We start from the raw sequence: 15414 nt of genomic DNA, 5'->3' as shown, positions 1-15414 counted from the left end.
ACCAGCAACTCGCTGAGGTGTGGAAACAGGTCACCAACTAGTAGCGTGTCGTTGCTTAGTTCTGGGTTGTTTGGTTGGGATGGTGGGGTCCGGCAGATGTTGCTTCCCTTCTGCCGGACGGGAGTTGGGGTGATGGGTTCGCAGAAGAAGAGGCCGGTGGTGCTGACCGCGGCTGATCGTGAAGAGCTGGTTCGGGTAACCACGACGGGTATCCATCCAGCCTCGGTGATCAGGAGGGCGCGGGTGCTGCTCGCGCTCGACACCTCTGCAGGCGCGATCGGCTCGCAGGACGCGGTCGCGGCCCGGGCCGGAGTCTCGGGCGAGACACTGCGGCTGGTGGCCAAGCGGTTCGCCGAGACCGGTGGCGATGTTCACGCCACGGTCACGCGGAAGAAGCGCGAGCTGCCGCCGGTGCCCTCGCCGGTGACCGGTGAGGTCGAAGCCCGGCTGATCGCGATGGCGTGCTCACAGCCACCCCAGGGCTATACCCGGTGGTCGCTGCGCTTGCTGGAGAAGCATGTCGCGCTGGTCGAGGACATCCCGAACCTGGATCACTCCACCATCGGGCGGGTCTTAAAAAAACGGAACTGCGTCCTCATCTGAAGAAGTGCTGGACCATCCCGCCGAAGGCGAACGCGCAGTTCGCGGCCCGGATGGAAGACGTACTGGCCGTCTATGCCCGCCCCCATGACCCGGCACGTCCGGTCGTGTGCATGGACGAGAAGCCCTACCAGCTCCTGGGTCATGCCCGCGCCCCGCTCCCGGCCCTCCCTGGCCACGACGCCCGCCAGGACAGCGAGTACATCCGCTGCGGCACCTGCTCGATCTTCTGCTGGGTCGAGCCCCTGGCCGGGTGGCGCCGCGTCCAGGCCCTGCCCCGGCGCACCCGGACCGACTGGGCCGGCCAGGTCGAGCAGCTCCTGACCGTCAACTACCCCGACGCCGACACGGTGGTACTGGTGATGGACAACCTCAACACCCACACCATCGCCTCGCTCTACGAGGCATTCACCCCCGACAAAGCCTTCGCCCTGGCCCAGCGCCTCGAGATCCACCACACGCCCAAGCACGGGTCATGGCTCAACATCGCCGAAATCGAACTCTCCGCGCTGACCCGCCAATGCCTCGACCGCCGCATCAACGACCTCGACATCCTCAACACCGAACTCACAGCCTGGCAGAACGCCACCAACACCGACCAACGCCAGGTGAACTGGCAGTTCACCACCCACGACGCACGCACCAAACTACGTCACCTTTATCCCAAAAATTAGCTACGACGGTCTACTAGTAGGACTCCGTTAGGTCGCTCTGGTTCTTGGGTTCTGGCTGATGGGGGATGTTCTGGGCAGGGGGCGGTGGCAGGTGGTGCAGGTCCCGGTCCAGCAGTTCAGCAGGTCTTGGATGGTGTCGAGGATCTGGTAGAGGGTGAGTCCGCTGTACCGGCTTTTGGGGCAAGGCGCTGTTCGGTGAGGAACGCGTGGGCGGCGGTGACCAGGGTGACGTGGTGGTGCCAGCCCATCCAGGAGCGTCCCTCGAAGTGGTCCAGGCCGAGGCCGTGTTTGAGTTCCCGGTAGTCGTGCTCGATGCGCCAGCGGATCTTGGCGAGGCGGACCAGTTCGGCCAGCGGGGTATCGGCGGGCAGGTTGGACAGCCAGTAGTCGGTGGGTGCTTCGGCGCCGGCGGGCCATTCGACCAGCAGCATGACGTCGGGCAGGACACCGTCCCAGCTGTCTGGGTCTGGGGCGGCGGCCTGGGCGAGGCGGCGAGATTTGGTCCCGGCTGGCCGCACTCGCAGTGTCAGGAAGTGCGAGTGCATCGGTCCGCGGGAGCCTGCCCGCCAGGTCACCTCGGTGAAGGCCTGCCGACCGTGGCCGGCCGCGAGCGCGGCCACCGAGGACGGGGTGTCGCGGTAGCGGGGTTGGGGCTTGCGGCCGTTGCCCGACCAGGGCGGGGCAGTGGGCACCGCATCATGCGGGTGGACGGTCACATCCGAGCGGACCGCCACCACGTAGCCGATGCTCCGACGCTCCAGCCCGTCGCGGAAGTCGGCGTTCTGCCCGTACCCGGCGTCGGCCACCAGCACCGGCGGAACGAGGCCCCATCCGGCCAGCTCATCAAGGGTGTCCAACGCCAGGCGCCACTTCTCCCGGTGCCCGATCTCCTCAGGGACCCCCGTCTTGCGCCGACGGACGGCATCGTCCGCCCACTCCTGGGGCACGAACAACCGCCACTGCAACGGACAGGACGCGGTGTCGGAGACAGCATGCACACTCACCGCGACCTGGCAGTTGGCCTGCTTGCCCAAAGCTCCGCAGTACTGAGGCGCGACGGCGACCGACATCTTCCCGTCCTTGGGAAACGACACGTCATCGACCGCCCACGCGTCCGGGCCGATCTGCGGCACCATCCGCTCCGCAATCCGCCGCCGCACCAGCCCCGGATCCCAGGTCGACTGGTTCACGAACTGCTGCAGGTTCTGCTCATTGCCGTCCGGCAGCCGCTCCGCCATGGCCTGAACGGACTTGCGGCGCCCGTCCAGCATCAGTCCCCGCAGATAGCAGTCACCCTTCGCCCGCTGATCCTTGCGCGGCACCGACGCGAACACGTCAGCCACGAATAACGCCAACTTGGCCCGAGCACGGTTCACTTCATGTGCGTCCACCCCTCCAACATGCTCCCGAACACGACCGAGAGGAAGACGTAACGGAGTCCTACTAGGTCGTCACACCGCACCACGGTCCCAGGTGACGTTGCGTCATCGAGGCTGAACCCCTTTGATCGCCCTCACGGAATTTGTGCCTGATCCGAGTATTGAAGTCAGTTGTTCACGGGTTTGGGAGGCGTCCAGATCCACGGATTGGTGATGTTCACGAGTTTCGACGTCACGGGGGTGCTTGCTCGGGCAGCAGCGGTGTGCTCCTGCTGAAAGGGCCCTGGCGAATGCTGAGGTACAAGTGATGGTGTGCGCCCTCGGCGGGCTACGGCACCGAATCCGACGGCCCCGGCGGCACGTATCAGGCGGTCGAGGTAATTGCTCGGGTGACGGCCGTGATCGCCGGGGTTGGGCGGCCGGGGTGGCGCGCCACGAGAACCCGGCGGATCTCGGGAGGTGCGCCTTCGACGTGCAGCAGGCTCACCCCGGGCGGCAGCACCGGCGAGAGCCGGGAGGGCACCGTTGTCACCCCGAGGCCGCCGGCGACCAGCTGAAGCTTCGTCAGCCAGTCGCGCGCGCAGTGAACGATGTGCGGCCGTCCGGGCAGGCCGGGCCAGACGCCGAGCAGTGGCTCGGAGTTCGATGACAGGGTGGCGATCCACGGGGCGTCGACCAGTTCGTCGACGTGCGCCGCGGTGCGGCCGGCGAACTCTCCGGTCGAAGGCACCGCCACGACCAGTTCGGTGTCCGCAACGGTCTCGACGTGCAGGCGCGGCGACTCGCCGTCCAAGGGCCGGTGGGGCGGGCGGGACGTCAGTACGGCGAGGTCGATCGAGCCTGCGCGCAGTGCCCGGATCAGGGTGGGTGTGGTGCCCTCGGTAGTCGTGACCGTGATCTGCGGGTCGGTTGCCGCGAGGCGGGCGAGTGAGGGAGGCAGGATGGCCGCGCCCGCGCTCAGGAACATTCCGAGCCGCACCCGTTCGGTCCGCGGGACAGTGCCGGTGAGGTCGCGCTCGGCCGCCGTCAGGCAGTCCAGGATCGTGCGAGCGTGGCGCAGCAGGGTCAGACCCGCGGGGGTGAGCCGCACTCCGTCGGGGCGGCGTTCGAACAGGGCGGTGCCCGCGCTTCGTTCGAGGGAGGCGGCCTGGCGTGAGACCGCCGACTGGGTGTAGCCGAGCCGGGTGGCTGCTGCGGTGAAGCTGCCGGACTCGGCGATCTGCCGCAGGATCCGCAGGCCTGTGCTGGAGATGTCCATGCGGCATACGCATACCAGAGATGCGTGATCGTCGCTTCCCGCATGCCTGTCGGGCTCCTAGTGTCGATCGCGGCGAACACGGACGAGCATGGAGGTCATCACGTGCGAGCAGCAGTTCTGACGCAGTTCGGTGCCCCGCTCATGGTGCGGGAGGTGCCCGACCCCGAGGCCGGCGGCGGCGAGGTGGTGGTCGAGGTGCTCGCCACCTGCGTGGCCCCGTACGCGGCCGAGGTCTTCAGCGGCGAGCGGAACTACCCCCTGGTCCCTCCCGTCGTGCCCGGGATCGGTGGCGTGGGACGGGTCGTCCACATGGGCCCGGACGCCACCCGGCTGCGCGTCGGCGACATGGTGTGGTGCGACTCGACGGTGCGCTCGCGGGACGACGCCCTGACGCCCGACATCACGCTCCAGGGCTGGAGCTCGCGCGGCGAGGGCGGCGCGCGGCTCGCCCGGTACCTGCACGACGGTTCGTTCGCCGAGCTCATGCGGGTCCCGACGGAGAACGTCTTCCCGCTGCCCGCAGCGGCGGGGGACGACCCGGCCCGCTGGGCCGCGCTCGGCGTGCACGTCATCCCCTACGGCGGGCTGCTCGCTGGCGGACTTGCAGCCGGTGAGACGCTGCTCGTCAGCGGGGCCACCGGCAACCTCGGCAGCAGTGCGGTCGCGCTCGCGCTCGCAATGGGGGCGGGCCGCGTGGTCGCCCCGGGCCGCAACAGGGCCGCACTCGACCTCCTCGCCGACCGGTTCGGTCCGCGTGTGCGCCCGGTCCCGCTCACCGGGGACGAGGCTGGCGACCGCGCGGCGATGTCCGCGGCGGGCGATGGCCCGATCGACATGGTGATCGACCTGCTACCGCCGAGCGCACCCAGCTCGGCGGCGCGCACGGCAGCCATGACCGTGCGCGAGTTCGGCCGCGTCGTTCTCATGGGTGGCGTCGGCATGCTCGGTGGCGACGACCTCGCACTCCCGTACCCATGGATCATGCGCAACTCGATCACCGTGCGCGGCCAGTGGATGTACCCGCGTACAGCGAACGTCGGCATCATCCGGCTCCTCGCCTCGGGCACCCTGGACCTCGCCCCCGAACGGGTCCTGTCGTTCGGCCTCAATGCCGTCAACGACGCCGTCACGTACGCCGCCTCACATGGTGGCCCGTTCGACCGCACCGCCCTCACCCCACCGGCTCGCTGACAAGACCGACTGATCTCCACATGTCAGCGCCACGGCCCACCGCCTCACGAGCGCAGCCTCCATACTGCTGCTGCTATTTCTCGTGAACAACCATGAACCTCAAGATCACGAACTGCTGCCCGAACGGACGACCAAACGCTGCCATGTGAAGTGAAGGAAGCCACCGGATTCACCTGCAGCCGATGCTCCTTCGACTGGGAGGTATGGGAGACCCCGGCATTCGACGCGCCCAACTACGCCACGGCCTACAATGGCGCGCCCGACCCGGCGGACGAGGAACTCGCCCTGGTGCTGCTCACCGAACGCGTCAAGTTCCGCGCTCTGCAGGCAATCAGCGGTCGCGGGCCCGCAGTCGAGAGCAGCGAGCACCGGCTGGTGCTCCTGCGGAAGGCAGCGTGGCTGGACCGTGCGGCGCGCGAGCGGGAGGTCGGCTGGTACCTGGGCCGATACAGGGACGACGACGTCAACGAGGCGAGCACCAAGGCCGTCAGGGCCGCGTTCGAGTTCCTGAAGTTCGACCTGGACCACGGCTCCGTGTACACCGAGGGGCCGATCGGCGCGGGCTCGCCGGAGTGGGATATCGCTGGTGGGACCAGGGCGTATACCCGGCAAGAATTTCTGGCTTGGCTGGTCGCCTGTGATGCGGAGCTGGGGACGTGACGCTCTCAATGCGGACTTGGACAAGCGGCGGATCCGCTGGACGCATGAGACCGCCGCAGAAGTGATGCGGGCTGCTGGAGCCGAGCCTTTGGAGCCGTACCCGGGGGCTGGCAGAGCGTGGCGATGCCGTTGCTTGCGCTGCTGCCGCGAGAGTGCGCCGCGCTTGGCCGATGTTCGGAAAGGCAAGGGAAGTTGTCGGCACTGCGGCCACGAGCGGGCGGCCTCAGGCAAACCCTCTGTCGCTCTACCCAAGCGTGGGCTGTCGGACCCGTCACTCGTTCCAGAGTGCCGCCGCGTCCTCAGTAACTGCGTTGCCGCTGCGGTAAATCAGCGAAACGCAGCAACCATGGAGACCCCAGCTGACCGGCAGCAGTCCCCGTCGACCGACTGACCAGTAGGACAGACATCAGGGACCGCCCGTAGTTCGTATCGAGCGGCTCAAGGCGCGGTCTTCGGACCGTGCCGCTCTTGTGCCAGAACGGACGGGGACTCACGGGGGCCCGGGGTCCGCAGCGGTGAGTTCGACCCGCACTCCCCACGGTAGCGAATCCACTGGTCACGCACGTGATCGCCCAACCTCGCTCCTAAAGAGGTTGTCCAGCGCCGTCACCGGCTCCACACCCGCTGGAAGTCTTCGGCCCGATGGCCTCCAGCGGATCCTCTTCAGGGTCCATCGCTTGGTCTGTCAGGAAGCCGTGCTCGTCCTCCAGGTGCTCCCAGCTGTATCGGTGGAGTTGGCCGGCCGAAGTCAGCTCGGCTTGCTTGATGGCGACCAACTCGCCGCGGTCAGGTACGGCCTCGAAGTACCACAAGCCGCTCTCCTCGTCAGCGCCGCGAAAGCGGTATCGCAGGGTGGCCCTCTCATCAAGCGCTCGGAAATACGCCACGGTCTCCGCCTTGATGCGTTCCAGGGGATCGAGGTCGCCGTAGAGGGCAGCGTGCAGGGCCGCGGCCAGTTCGCGGGCCCGTCCTTCGCAGTCCACATCGTGCAGGACGAAGTCGACGGGGCCGGCCGAGGAGTCGGGGCGGATCTCCCGGGAGCGGATGAGGAAGGCGACGGCCTCGCGCACAGCGTCATGGACGGCGCTGTTGATGGTGTGCTCGGGCGCGGTGAGCGCGTCGGCCTTGACCGCCCACAACGGGCCCTGGCGCTCCACCGCGATGAACACGACGCGCTGCTCCTTGGCCTCCTTGCACGCGGCCTCGAACGCGTCCAGACCGGTCGCGTCCGGGATCCGGTTGGCGGGACAGGGCGTCGGCAGCGGCTCCATGCGAAGCATCCTCCCAGGAGACAGACAAACACGCTGCGCGGTGACGCGGCGCGTGTCCCCGTAGACAGGCCAGGCGGCGTTGCGATGGTGCGCGACAGACGGCCCCGGTTTCCCCTTCCCGGGCCGCGTGAGAAACAGCCCTGGCCGCGCCCCTCGGGTGCGTGACCAGGGCTTCGCCGCTCAGCCCAGCTCAGGTAGGCGAAGCGGAACGGGGAGTTTGGCGTCTGTCGGTGTGGTCTACCAGCTCCCAGAAGTGCTCTGGCAGGCGGCGCAGCCACTGGGTGCGTTCGCTGGCGATCTTGCGCAGCACGGCCTCTGCGCTGCCTGCTACCGAATGGCCCATGTAGCGCTGGGTGATGTGTGTGTACTCCTGGCGCAGCACTTGTAGCGCGTACTTCACCTGCTGTTCGTCGACGTCGGCGAGGTCGGCGAGTGGCACGATGTGGCTCTTCCAGTGGCCCTCGACGGCCTGCGCCAACAGTTGGGTCAGTTCCGCGATCTGGCTGATGATCACCCGCAGGCTTTCGGGAGGCATCCCCAGTGCCTCTGCCAGGGCTCGGGTCTGGTGCTCATCGCCGTTCCAGCGGCGTTCGGCCTCCGCCTTGGCGTACGTGTGCAGCTCCATCCCGATGCGGTGGGCCAGCCGTTCACAGGTCAGCTGCCTGGCCATACGGTGGTCGCGCAGTGTCCTGGGGCGTATGGCCATCAGCACAGGGGTCGGACACCACAGCACATCCGCGAGCACGAAAAGCTGGATCTCCGACGGCACTTTCGTGCCCAGCTCCCATGCCTCCACCAGCTCGGGGCCAAGGTGCACGCCCAACTTGGCCATTTCGGTCGCAACTTGTTCGGGGGTCATCCCCGTCCGCAGGCGCGCCGCGCGGGCCTCGAGGGGAGAGAAAGGGGGTGTCGACACGTGCAGGTCACCTCGGTGGGGCCCGCAGAGCCATGGGGACTCCGCGGAGCTTCGGTCTGGTCAACTCCGGTTGGCGCACGTCGGGGCTCTCCGCGGTCATCCTCGGCCGCGAGGCGGTCCCATCGATGTCTTCCAGCGCCTTGCGATCGTGAGCGTCTGGAAGAAAGGGTTCAGCAGGATCGTGGTCGTGCCGCCGAGAGTGATGCCGCCGCCCAGCGCGGCTCGGGCCTCCATGGACGTGTGGTCGAACACTAGGGTGCCCGCGGTCGGCAGCATCGCGGCGCCGAGACTGACCGTCAGGATCAGCGCATTGGGCTCTTTGCGCAGATCGACCCCACGCAGGATCTGGATGTCGAACATCGCCGCGGCCACGCCGCCGAGGGATTTCGTCGGTGGCACGTCTCGCCGCATCCCGGTCAGGCGACGGCCGGCAAGTAGCGGGCCCAGCCGCCGGGGGAACTCGGCGGTGGCCGCGTGGGCGCGATTGGCCTCGGCCCTTGAGAACCTGGTCGGTGGCGACTGGCGCGGGCGAAGGCCAGCCTGGGCGAGCTGATGCGGATGCTCGCCCAGGCCCGCGCCCTGGGTGTCGAGATAAGCCTGTAGGGGGCTGCGGCTGACTGGGGTCAGCTCACTTCCCTCACCTGCGCCAGGGCCGCGATCTACTCCTCCGGTACGTATGCGAGTGGGACCTCACGACCTTTGCCCAGGTGATTGAAGAACAGGTTCAGCGTGATCGCCAGCAGGCAGCCAGCCGAGATGCCCGAGCTCAGCACGGTCGCGACCTGCTCGGGGAAGGCGTGGTAGAAGCCCGGGAAGGCGATGGGGAAGATCCCGAAGGCCAGGCTGACCGCCACGATGATCGCGTTCGATCCGGCACTCAGATCCGCCTTGCCGAGCGTGCGGATGCCCGCCACCGCCACAGAGCCGAAGAGCACCACGCCCGCCCCACCGAGCACCGGCTGCGGCACCAGCGAGACCAGCGCGCCGACCGGTGGCAGCAGGCCCATCACAATCAGAAAGACCCCGGCCAGCGCGACCACGAATCTGCTGCGGATCTTGGTCAGCGCCACCAGCCCGATGTTCTGTGCGAAGGCTGAACAGATAAAGCCGTTGAACACCCCACCGAACGCAGTCGCCAGACCGTCCGCACGCAGGCCGCCCGCGATGGTGCGGTCGTCCGCAGGCCGCTCTACGACCTCACCGAGCGCGATCATGTCGGCGGTGGACTCGGTCATCGAGACCACCATCACCACCAGCATGGAGATGATCGAGGCTGCCTCGAAGCGCGGCGTGCCGAAGGCGAAGGGGTGCGGCATCTCGAAGACCGGCAGGCTGCTGAGCGCATGCATGTCGACCTTGCCGAGCGGGATCGCGGCGAGGGTGCCGACGAGCAGGCCGAGCAGGATCGAGATCCGTTGCAGGAAGCCGTGCAGGAAGCGGTTGAAGAGCAGCACGGCGACCAGCGTGAGCCCCGCGAGGCCCAGGTTGGCCAGCGAACCGTAGTCCGCCGCACCGGAGTTGCCGCCCTGCGCCCAGTTTCCGGCCACCGGGAGCAGTGAGATCCCGATCAGCGTGATCACCGTGCCGCTGACCACCGGCGGAAAGAACCTGACGAGCCGGCAGAAGACCGGGGCCAGCAGGAAGCAGAAGAGGCCGGCGACCAGGGTGGAGCCGAAGATCAGCGGCAGCGCGGCACCCTTCTGCGCCCCGACCACCGCGAGGATCGGTGAGACGACGGCGAAGGAGACCCCATTGACGAAGGGCAGCCGCGAGCCGATTCGCCAGACCCCCAGGGTCTGCAGCACAGTGGCGACGCCGGCGATGACCAGGCTGGCGGCGAGCAGAGTGGTGAGCTGCGCCGCGGTCAGGCCGACCGCGGCGCCGATGATCAGCGGCGGGGCGGCCACCCCGGCGTACATGCTGGCGACGTGCTGAAGCGCGACGGCCGCCATCCGGCCGGCTGGCAGCACCTCGTCGACAGGATGCCGTGACTCCCCAACTCCATGCACTGTCTGAACTTCCACCTGCTGTCCCTCCACATTTGGCGGTGGCTTCGGGTCCGGGAACGACGACCGAGCTGCAGGACGAGCGCGGCGACGCTGGGACGACCCTGGCGGACGACTGTGTCGTCGCCCACCCACCGGCGCTGGGAGAACAGATCCGGCCCATAAGGAGATCCGCGATGCGGAATATCAATTCCGTGTTCAACGGAATGTAGAAAGCGCCACCCTGTTCGTCAATGCCTCCCACTCGATGAACGCACCACCAGGTAGGAATCTGGAGCTTCCTCCAATGGCCTGCTCGGTACGGCGCCCCCGCAGACCGGACCTCCGACACCTCCCACGGGCAGGCACGCCGCCCAGCCGCTTCGACCTACCGCATGCGGATCCCCCCCAGCCGATCGCGGCGAGCGGTAGCCGGCTCGACATCTCCGAGCGGCGGGCTGGGGTCGTAGCAGGTCCCGTCGTGATCGCATGACTCAAACTCATGTTCGAAGGCCACTCCTCAGGCTCGGAAAGACAACAGCCTCTTTTAGAGATCATCTCAATTGGTGAGTCTGCGGTAGCAGATGAGGGTGCAGGCGATGCTGGTGAAGGCCAGGAAGTGGATGGCCTGCCGCTCGTAGCGACGGTGGAGACGTCGGCAGCCGGCGAGCCAGGCCATGGTGCGTTCGATGGTCCACCGGTGGCGCCCCAGCTTCTGTGACGTCTCAACTCCCTTGCGGGCGATGCGCGGTGTTATGTGGCGTAGGCGGAGCCATTGCCGCAGGTGACGGTTGTCGTAGGCTTTGTCGGCGTGAAGCTTGGCGGGGCGCCGACGGCGTGGACCGCGCCGGGATCTGATCGGTGGGATGCCGCGCACGAGCGGTTCGAGGGCCTGGCTGTCATGAAGGTTGGCGCCGGAGATGCCGACGGAAAGCGGCAGTCCGGTCCGCTCGGTGATCAAGTGGATCTTCGAGCCGTACTTGCCCCGATCTACAGGATTCGGACCCGTCAGGTCCCCTTTTTCAGGGCCCGCATGTTCACCGAGTCGATTGCGCATCGTGACCAGTCCAGCTCGCCTCGAGCCCCCAGCTCATCCAGGACCAGACGATGCAGTTTCGCCCAGACCCGTTGTCGGCTCCACTCCATGAACCGGCGGTGAGCCGTGGCCCCCGATGGCCCGAACACGGGCGGGACCTGCGACCACGTGCACCCGGTCGTGGCCACGAAGACAATCGCCGCCAACACCTCACGGTCCCCATGACGGCGCCGGCCACCACCCTGCGGCCCGAGTCGGCGCCTCCGGCACCACCCGCTGGAACAACTCCCACAGCCCATCTGGGACCAGACGCTCAGTCAGCAACACAGCACCAGACTACCGGCATCACCAATTGAGATGATCTCTTAGTTGGTCCCAGCCGAGCGCTTTAGGCGACCCACAGATCCGTGCGATATCCCGGCAGGTAGGCCTGCGCACGTCGCCAAGAGGGCCCGTTTACCCTGGCCAAATGATGGATGAGGGGGACTTTCGGGTCCCGTTTGAACTCCTCCGTATACCTCCTGCTGCGGTTGCTCTTGCTTCTCACCTGGCACTACTTCCTCTGGAACTCACGTCCCAGTCTCCAGGTGTCCACGATCAAGGGGAAGGTCCAGAGGGTGTAGTCGGGGGCTATCGGTTTTCGAGGTCGCCTGCACGGATTTTCACGCTCGGCTGCACTCCTGTCCGGGCGCGGCGAGACGTGTGCCGGGGAACGGGCTATGAACCGTCGTTGCCATCGCGCAGGGAATGGATCATGCTCTGCAGGATCCGGAACGCGCCTGACTGCTCGGTCTCGGTCATGCCGGCCAGCATTCTGACCTCGACGGACCGGACCGCTACGGTCGCCTTCTCCAGGCTCTGTCGGCCGCGCGGCGTGAGCCGCGCGGGAAGAACCTTCCCGACGGGCGCCTTCGCAGGCCTGGTCACGTAGCCGTCTCGTTCCAGGGTCTGGAGCAGCGCGTTCATCGTCTGCCGTGTCACGAACGCGCCCCGCGCGAGCTCGGAGTTCGACAAGCCCGGTCGTTGCGCCAGCAGCTCGAGGCAGGAGTAGTGCGTCACGCTCATCCCGAGTGGCCGCAGCACCTCCTCCATGGCTGCGCGCAGGGCGCTCGAAGCCTCTTTCAGCAGGTAGCCCAGTGATTTGTCCAGGTCGACGCCGGCACCGTTTTGACTCATGTCAGGATTCTGACATACATTGGCCTGTGTCAGGAATCTGACACGAAGGGAAGGAGTATCATCATGCCCGCCACCGGCCCCGACTTCATCTCGCTCCAGGCGCGCGACCTCGACGCTTCGCAGGCGTTCTACGAGCAGTACCTCGGCCTCGTCCGCTCGCAGGCCGGACCTCCGCACGCCGTCGTCTTCGAGACGAAGCCGATCGCGTTCGCACTCCGCGATGTCGTTCCCGGCACCGATCTCGCATCCGTTGCTCAGCCCGGCATTGGTGCCGCGATCTGGCTCCACGCCACCGACGTCCAGGCCATCCACGATGCTCTCGTCGCCGACGGTCACACCATCGTCTCCGCACCGATCGACGGCCCCTTCGGCCGGACATTCACCTTCGCCGACCCCGACGGCTACCAGATCACTCTCCACGACCGCGCCTGACGGGACTGTAAAACGTCCGGGTCTGGCCCGTAGTCGGTGGTGACGCCGAGTAGCCATCCGTGATCATGATCTTGTGATGAATGTCAACTCCCTTATCGGGACGGTGTTTTCGGGGCTGTCGGTGCTGGTCGTCGAGGACGTGGTGGACGGTGGTGACGCGGTGATGGTTACGGCCCGCACGCGGGATGTGGCGGTGCCGTGTGCGGCGTGCCGGACGCCGACGGTGAAGTCCTTGAATGCCCTCATTGGGCATCGCTCCTGGCCCCGAGAGTTGCGGAGTCCGTTCAACGCGGCCTCCGCAGGGCTGGCGCCGGTTTCAGATGTCTTTCCGGCGGATGTGAACTTCCATCTCCTGGAGATTGGGATTCAGGCAGTCAAGCCTTCGCCATATCACGCGGGCCTTCCCAGAACACCGTCCCTGACACCTGAACCCGGCTGCTGGTTTCCTGGCATGCTCTTGTCCCCATCACCTTTCGGCTCCAGGTAAGCCATTAGGCCCAGGAACCTCCCCTCGATTTCCTCCCGGCTATGCCGGGGATACGACAGAGCGCCTCGTGGCGCACTTGTATCTCTCCACCTTGCCGTTATGGCGGGGTGTGTAGGGCGTGATCCGCTGGTGGCGAGCGAGGTGTAGCGCCCTTGCGAACGCTTCGGCCCTGTAGCACGCTCCGTTGTCGGTGACGACGCGTTCGATGTGAGTGATGCCATGGGCAGCGAACCACGCGCGAGCCCTGTGCAGGAACGCGACCGCAGTGGTGGCCTTCTCGTCGGGCAGTGCCTCGGTGTAAGCGAGGCGCGAATAGCCATCGACAGCGGAGTGGAGGTGAACATAGCCGCCGCGTTCGCTCTTCTTCTTGCGTCGCGCGACTTCACGGGCGTGATCGCTGTTCTTTCCGTGGACTCGCCAGCCACCGCCGTCTGGGATCCGGCCTACCTTCTTCACGTCGATGTGGACCATGTGGCCGGGCCGTCGGGCGGTGATTGTTTGCGGCTTACGGTTGGATTCACCGTTAGGGTCGATGAACCGGCGCCGGTTCAGTCCAAGCACGACGAGGTGCCGCGAGACCGTGCGGCGGCTGATGGCTATGCCCTCCGCCTGGAGTTCGAATGTGATCCTGGCGGCCGACCACTTGTAAGTTCGGCGTAGCTCCTCGATTCGTGTCACCACCTCGGCTTTGGTGGCGGTGGGCTGGCGCCAGGGTACCGAGGATCGGTCGACGAGCCCGAGCTCGCCGTGTCGGCGGTATCGGTTGACCCACTTCGATGCGCATGCGCGGGAGATGCCCATCTCGGATGCGACATGCGCGATCGGACGAGTACGGCAGCGTTCCACGAGGCGCCTTCTTCCCTCCGGCGACAGCGGCGCGTTCTTGTGCAGCATGGTTCCCCTTGGACGGTGGTCAAGCGCGTTCGGGCAGGTTGTCGGGAGTGTCATGGGCCGAGGTTGCACATGGCGCTTGGGCATTCAGGCTGCCTCTGGGCGCGGCGGCGACGGTGGCCCGCCGTGTAAGCGCGGTCAGTAGCAGGGCGACTGCGGTGGCGGCGGCGCCGACGACCACGCAGACGATGAACCCCTCCCTGAGGTTGTGCGTGGCCCCGAGGAGTGGGCCGAAGGCGGCGACGCCGATGGCTGCACCGATCTGGCGGGAGGTATTGAAGACTGCGGACGCGGCCCCGTGCAGGGCGGGTTCGACGGCGGCGATGGACTGCGAGGTCATCGTGGGCACGAGCAGTCCGGAGCTGAACCCGGCGGGAACAAGGGCAAGCGCCAGCAGCCAGAGCGCGGATGACGTGCTGGCCCACGCCACCGCGAGGAACGTGGTGGCCAGGACGGCCTGGCCGATGCCCAGGACAGCGGGACGTCCGATCCGTCGCGCGAGTGGGGCGGCGCAGATGCTGCCGATCGAGATGAGACCGGTCAGAGGCAGGAACAACAAACCGCTGACGAGCGCGCTGAGCTCGCGGCCTTGCTGGAGCATCAGGCTCATCGCGAACAGCAGCCCGTAGAAGGCGAAGTTGAACAATGCGCCTTGTGCGGCTGCGGCGACGAACCTGCGGTCAGAGTAGACGCCTGGCGGCAGCAGAGGTGCCCGGGTGGACCGTTCGGCCCAGACGAAGCCGACGAGCCCGGTGACAGCCAGCGCGGCGGCGGTGATAACTGCGGGGCTCAGCCAGCCCTGGGCGGGGGCTTGGATGAGCGTGAAGACCAGCCCGCCGATCAGTGCGGTTGCACAGCCCATGCCGGCGATGTCGAGGCGCCGACCGCCGCGCGCGGTGGTGGGCATCGAGCGGATGCTCCAGAGGGTGGCGGGGATCCCGATGACCACGTTGACGGCGAATACGGCACGCCAGTTCGCGAGCGCCACGAGCGCCCCGCCCAGCAGCGGTCCGGCGGCCATTCCGACGCCCCCGGCGGCGGCCCACCAGCCGACGAGTCGGTGCCGCGCCTGCTCATCGGTCGCGGATGCGGTGGCAAGGACGAGCGCACTCGGCAGCAACAGAACGGAGCCCGTGCCCTGGACCAACCGGGCGAAGTTGAGCACCAGCATCGAGGTGGCGGCCGCGCAGACAGCAGAGGACGCGGTAAAGACCAGCAGGCCTGCCACGAGAGCCCGCTTGGCGCCGAGGGTGTCCGTGATCGCGCCGGCACCGAGCATCACCGCAGCGAAGGAGAGGGTGTAGGCATTGACCGCCCATTCGAGCTCGGAGCGGGAGGCGTGCAGGTGCGAGGCGAGTTGGGCGAGGGTGAGGTTCACGATCGTGCCGTCGACGAAGACCATGAAGGCCGCGATCAGCGCGAGCACCACGACACCCGGACGGTGTTCGATAGTCATGG

At 67.2% G+C, this 15414-nt stretch carries 13 protein-coding genes and 2 pseudogenes; 5 read left to right on the top strand and 10 right to left on the bottom strand.

Annotation, left to right across the window (positions count from 1 at the left end):
* Positions 1-132: 132 nt before the first annotated feature.
* Together ACY0PA_RS02150 and ACY0PA_RS02145 are read left to right on the top strand one after the other, a co-directional pair.
* Positions 133-603 carry a helix-turn-helix domain-containing protein gene (locus tag ACY0PA_RS02150; RefSeq protein ID WP_331719947.1) on the top strand — a complete coding sequence of 157 codons (471 nt, stop codon included), beginning with the start codon at positions 133-135 and terminating at the stop codon, positions 601-603.
* Positions 492-1274: an IS630 family transposase gene (locus tag ACY0PA_RS02145; protein ID WP_473082046.1), complete on the top strand. Its 783-nt coding sequence runs from the start codon at positions 492-494 to the stop codon at positions 1272-1274. The genes ACY0PA_RS02150 and ACY0PA_RS02145 overlap by 112 nt, the downstream gene beginning before the upstream one ends.
* Positions 1275-1390: 116 nt before the next feature.
* Here the strand turns inward: ACY0PA_RS02145 and ACY0PA_RS02140 are convergent, their stop codons facing one another.
* Together ACY0PA_RS02140 and ACY0PA_RS02135 are read right to left on the bottom strand one after the other, a co-directional pair.
* Positions 1391-2665 carry an IS701 family transposase gene (locus ACY0PA_RS02140; protein WP_473083066.1) on the bottom strand — a complete coding sequence of 425 codons (1275 nt, stop codon included), beginning with the start codon at positions 2663-2665 and terminating at the stop codon, positions 1391-1393.
* A gap of 352 nt (positions 2666-3017) precedes the next feature.
* A complete protein-coding gene (locus ACY0PA_RS02135) occupies positions 3018-3911 on the bottom strand; it encodes a LysR family transcriptional regulator (RefSeq protein ID WP_473083065.1) in 894 nt (297 codons plus the stop codon).
* Positions 3912-4013: 102 nt separating this feature from the next.
* Between ACY0PA_RS02135 and ACY0PA_RS02130 the strand changes: the two genes are divergently transcribed.
* Both ACY0PA_RS02130 and ACY0PA_RS02125 read left to right on the top strand, forming a co-directional pair.
* Entirely contained in the window at positions 4014-5102 is a 1089-nt protein-coding gene (locus ACY0PA_RS02130; protein WP_473083064.1) for an alcohol dehydrogenase catalytic domain-containing protein, read from the top strand.
* Between the two features lie 150 nt (positions 5103-5252).
* A complete protein-coding gene (locus ACY0PA_RS02125; protein WP_473083063.1) occupies positions 5253-5762 on the top strand; it encodes a hypothetical protein in 510 nt (169 codons plus the stop codon).
* A gap of 584 nt (positions 5763-6346) precedes the next feature.
* Here the strand turns inward: ACY0PA_RS02125 and ACY0PA_RS02120 are convergent.
* The 6 genes and pseudogenes from ACY0PA_RS02120 to ACY0PA_RS02095 form a co-directional block, all read right to left on the bottom strand.
* The gene (locus tag ACY0PA_RS02120; protein ID WP_473083062.1) at positions 6347-7033 is read right to left on the bottom strand and encodes a hypothetical protein; all 687 of its coding nucleotides are present in this window, start codon (positions 7031-7033) and stop codon (positions 6347-6349) included.
* A 190-nt stretch (positions 7034-7223) separates the two neighbouring features.
* Positions 7224-7949: a helix-turn-helix domain-containing protein gene (locus ACY0PA_RS02115; RefSeq protein ID WP_266570812.1), complete on the bottom strand. Its 726-nt coding sequence runs from the start codon at positions 7947-7949 to the stop codon at positions 7224-7226.
* 96 nt (positions 7950-8045) lie between these two features.
* Complete coding sequence (locus ACY0PA_RS02110; protein ID WP_473083061.1) at positions 8046-8360, bottom strand: hypothetical protein; 315 nt, start codon at positions 8358-8360, stop codon at positions 8046-8048.
* Between the two features lie 248 nt (positions 8361-8608).
* On the bottom strand, positions 8609-9901 hold the full coding sequence (locus ACY0PA_RS02105) for a nucleobase:cation symporter-2 family protein (protein ID WP_473086210.1): 1293 nt from the start codon (positions 9899-9901) through the stop codon (positions 8609-8611).
* Positions 9902-10493: 592 nt separating this feature from the next.
* Positions 10494-11291 (bottom strand): annotated as a pseudogene (locus tag ACY0PA_RS02100) (IS5 family transposase).
* Positions 11292-11687: 396 nt separating this feature from the next.
* Positions 11688-12146, bottom strand: coding sequence for a MarR family winged helix-turn-helix transcriptional regulator (locus tag ACY0PA_RS02095; RefSeq protein WP_473083060.1), 459 nt, complete (start codon positions 12144-12146; stop codon positions 11688-11690).
* Between the two features lie 63 nt (positions 12147-12209).
* On the opposite strand from ACY0PA_RS02095, the gene ACY0PA_RS02090 reads away from it, so the two are divergent.
* Complete coding sequence (locus ACY0PA_RS02090; protein ID WP_155347478.1) at positions 12210-12578, top strand: VOC family protein; 369 nt, start codon at positions 12210-12212, stop codon at positions 12576-12578.
* A 565-nt stretch (positions 12579-13143) separates the two neighbouring features.
* Here the strand turns inward: ACY0PA_RS02090 and ACY0PA_RS02085 are convergent.
* Positions 13144-13959, bottom strand: a pseudogene (locus ACY0PA_RS02085) (IS481 family transposase); the annotation flags it as partial.
* A 19-nt stretch (positions 13960-13978) separates the two neighbouring features.
* Entirely contained in the window at positions 13979-15412 is a 1434-nt protein-coding gene (locus ACY0PA_RS02080) for an MFS transporter (RefSeq protein ID WP_473083059.1), read from the bottom strand.
* Between the last annotated feature and the right edge of the window lie 2 nt (positions 15413-15414).

The sequence above is a fragment of the Streptomyces sp. DS1-CR2 genome (genome assembly GCF_055760475.1).
This window is presented reverse-complemented; position numbering and strand designations above follow the sequence as displayed.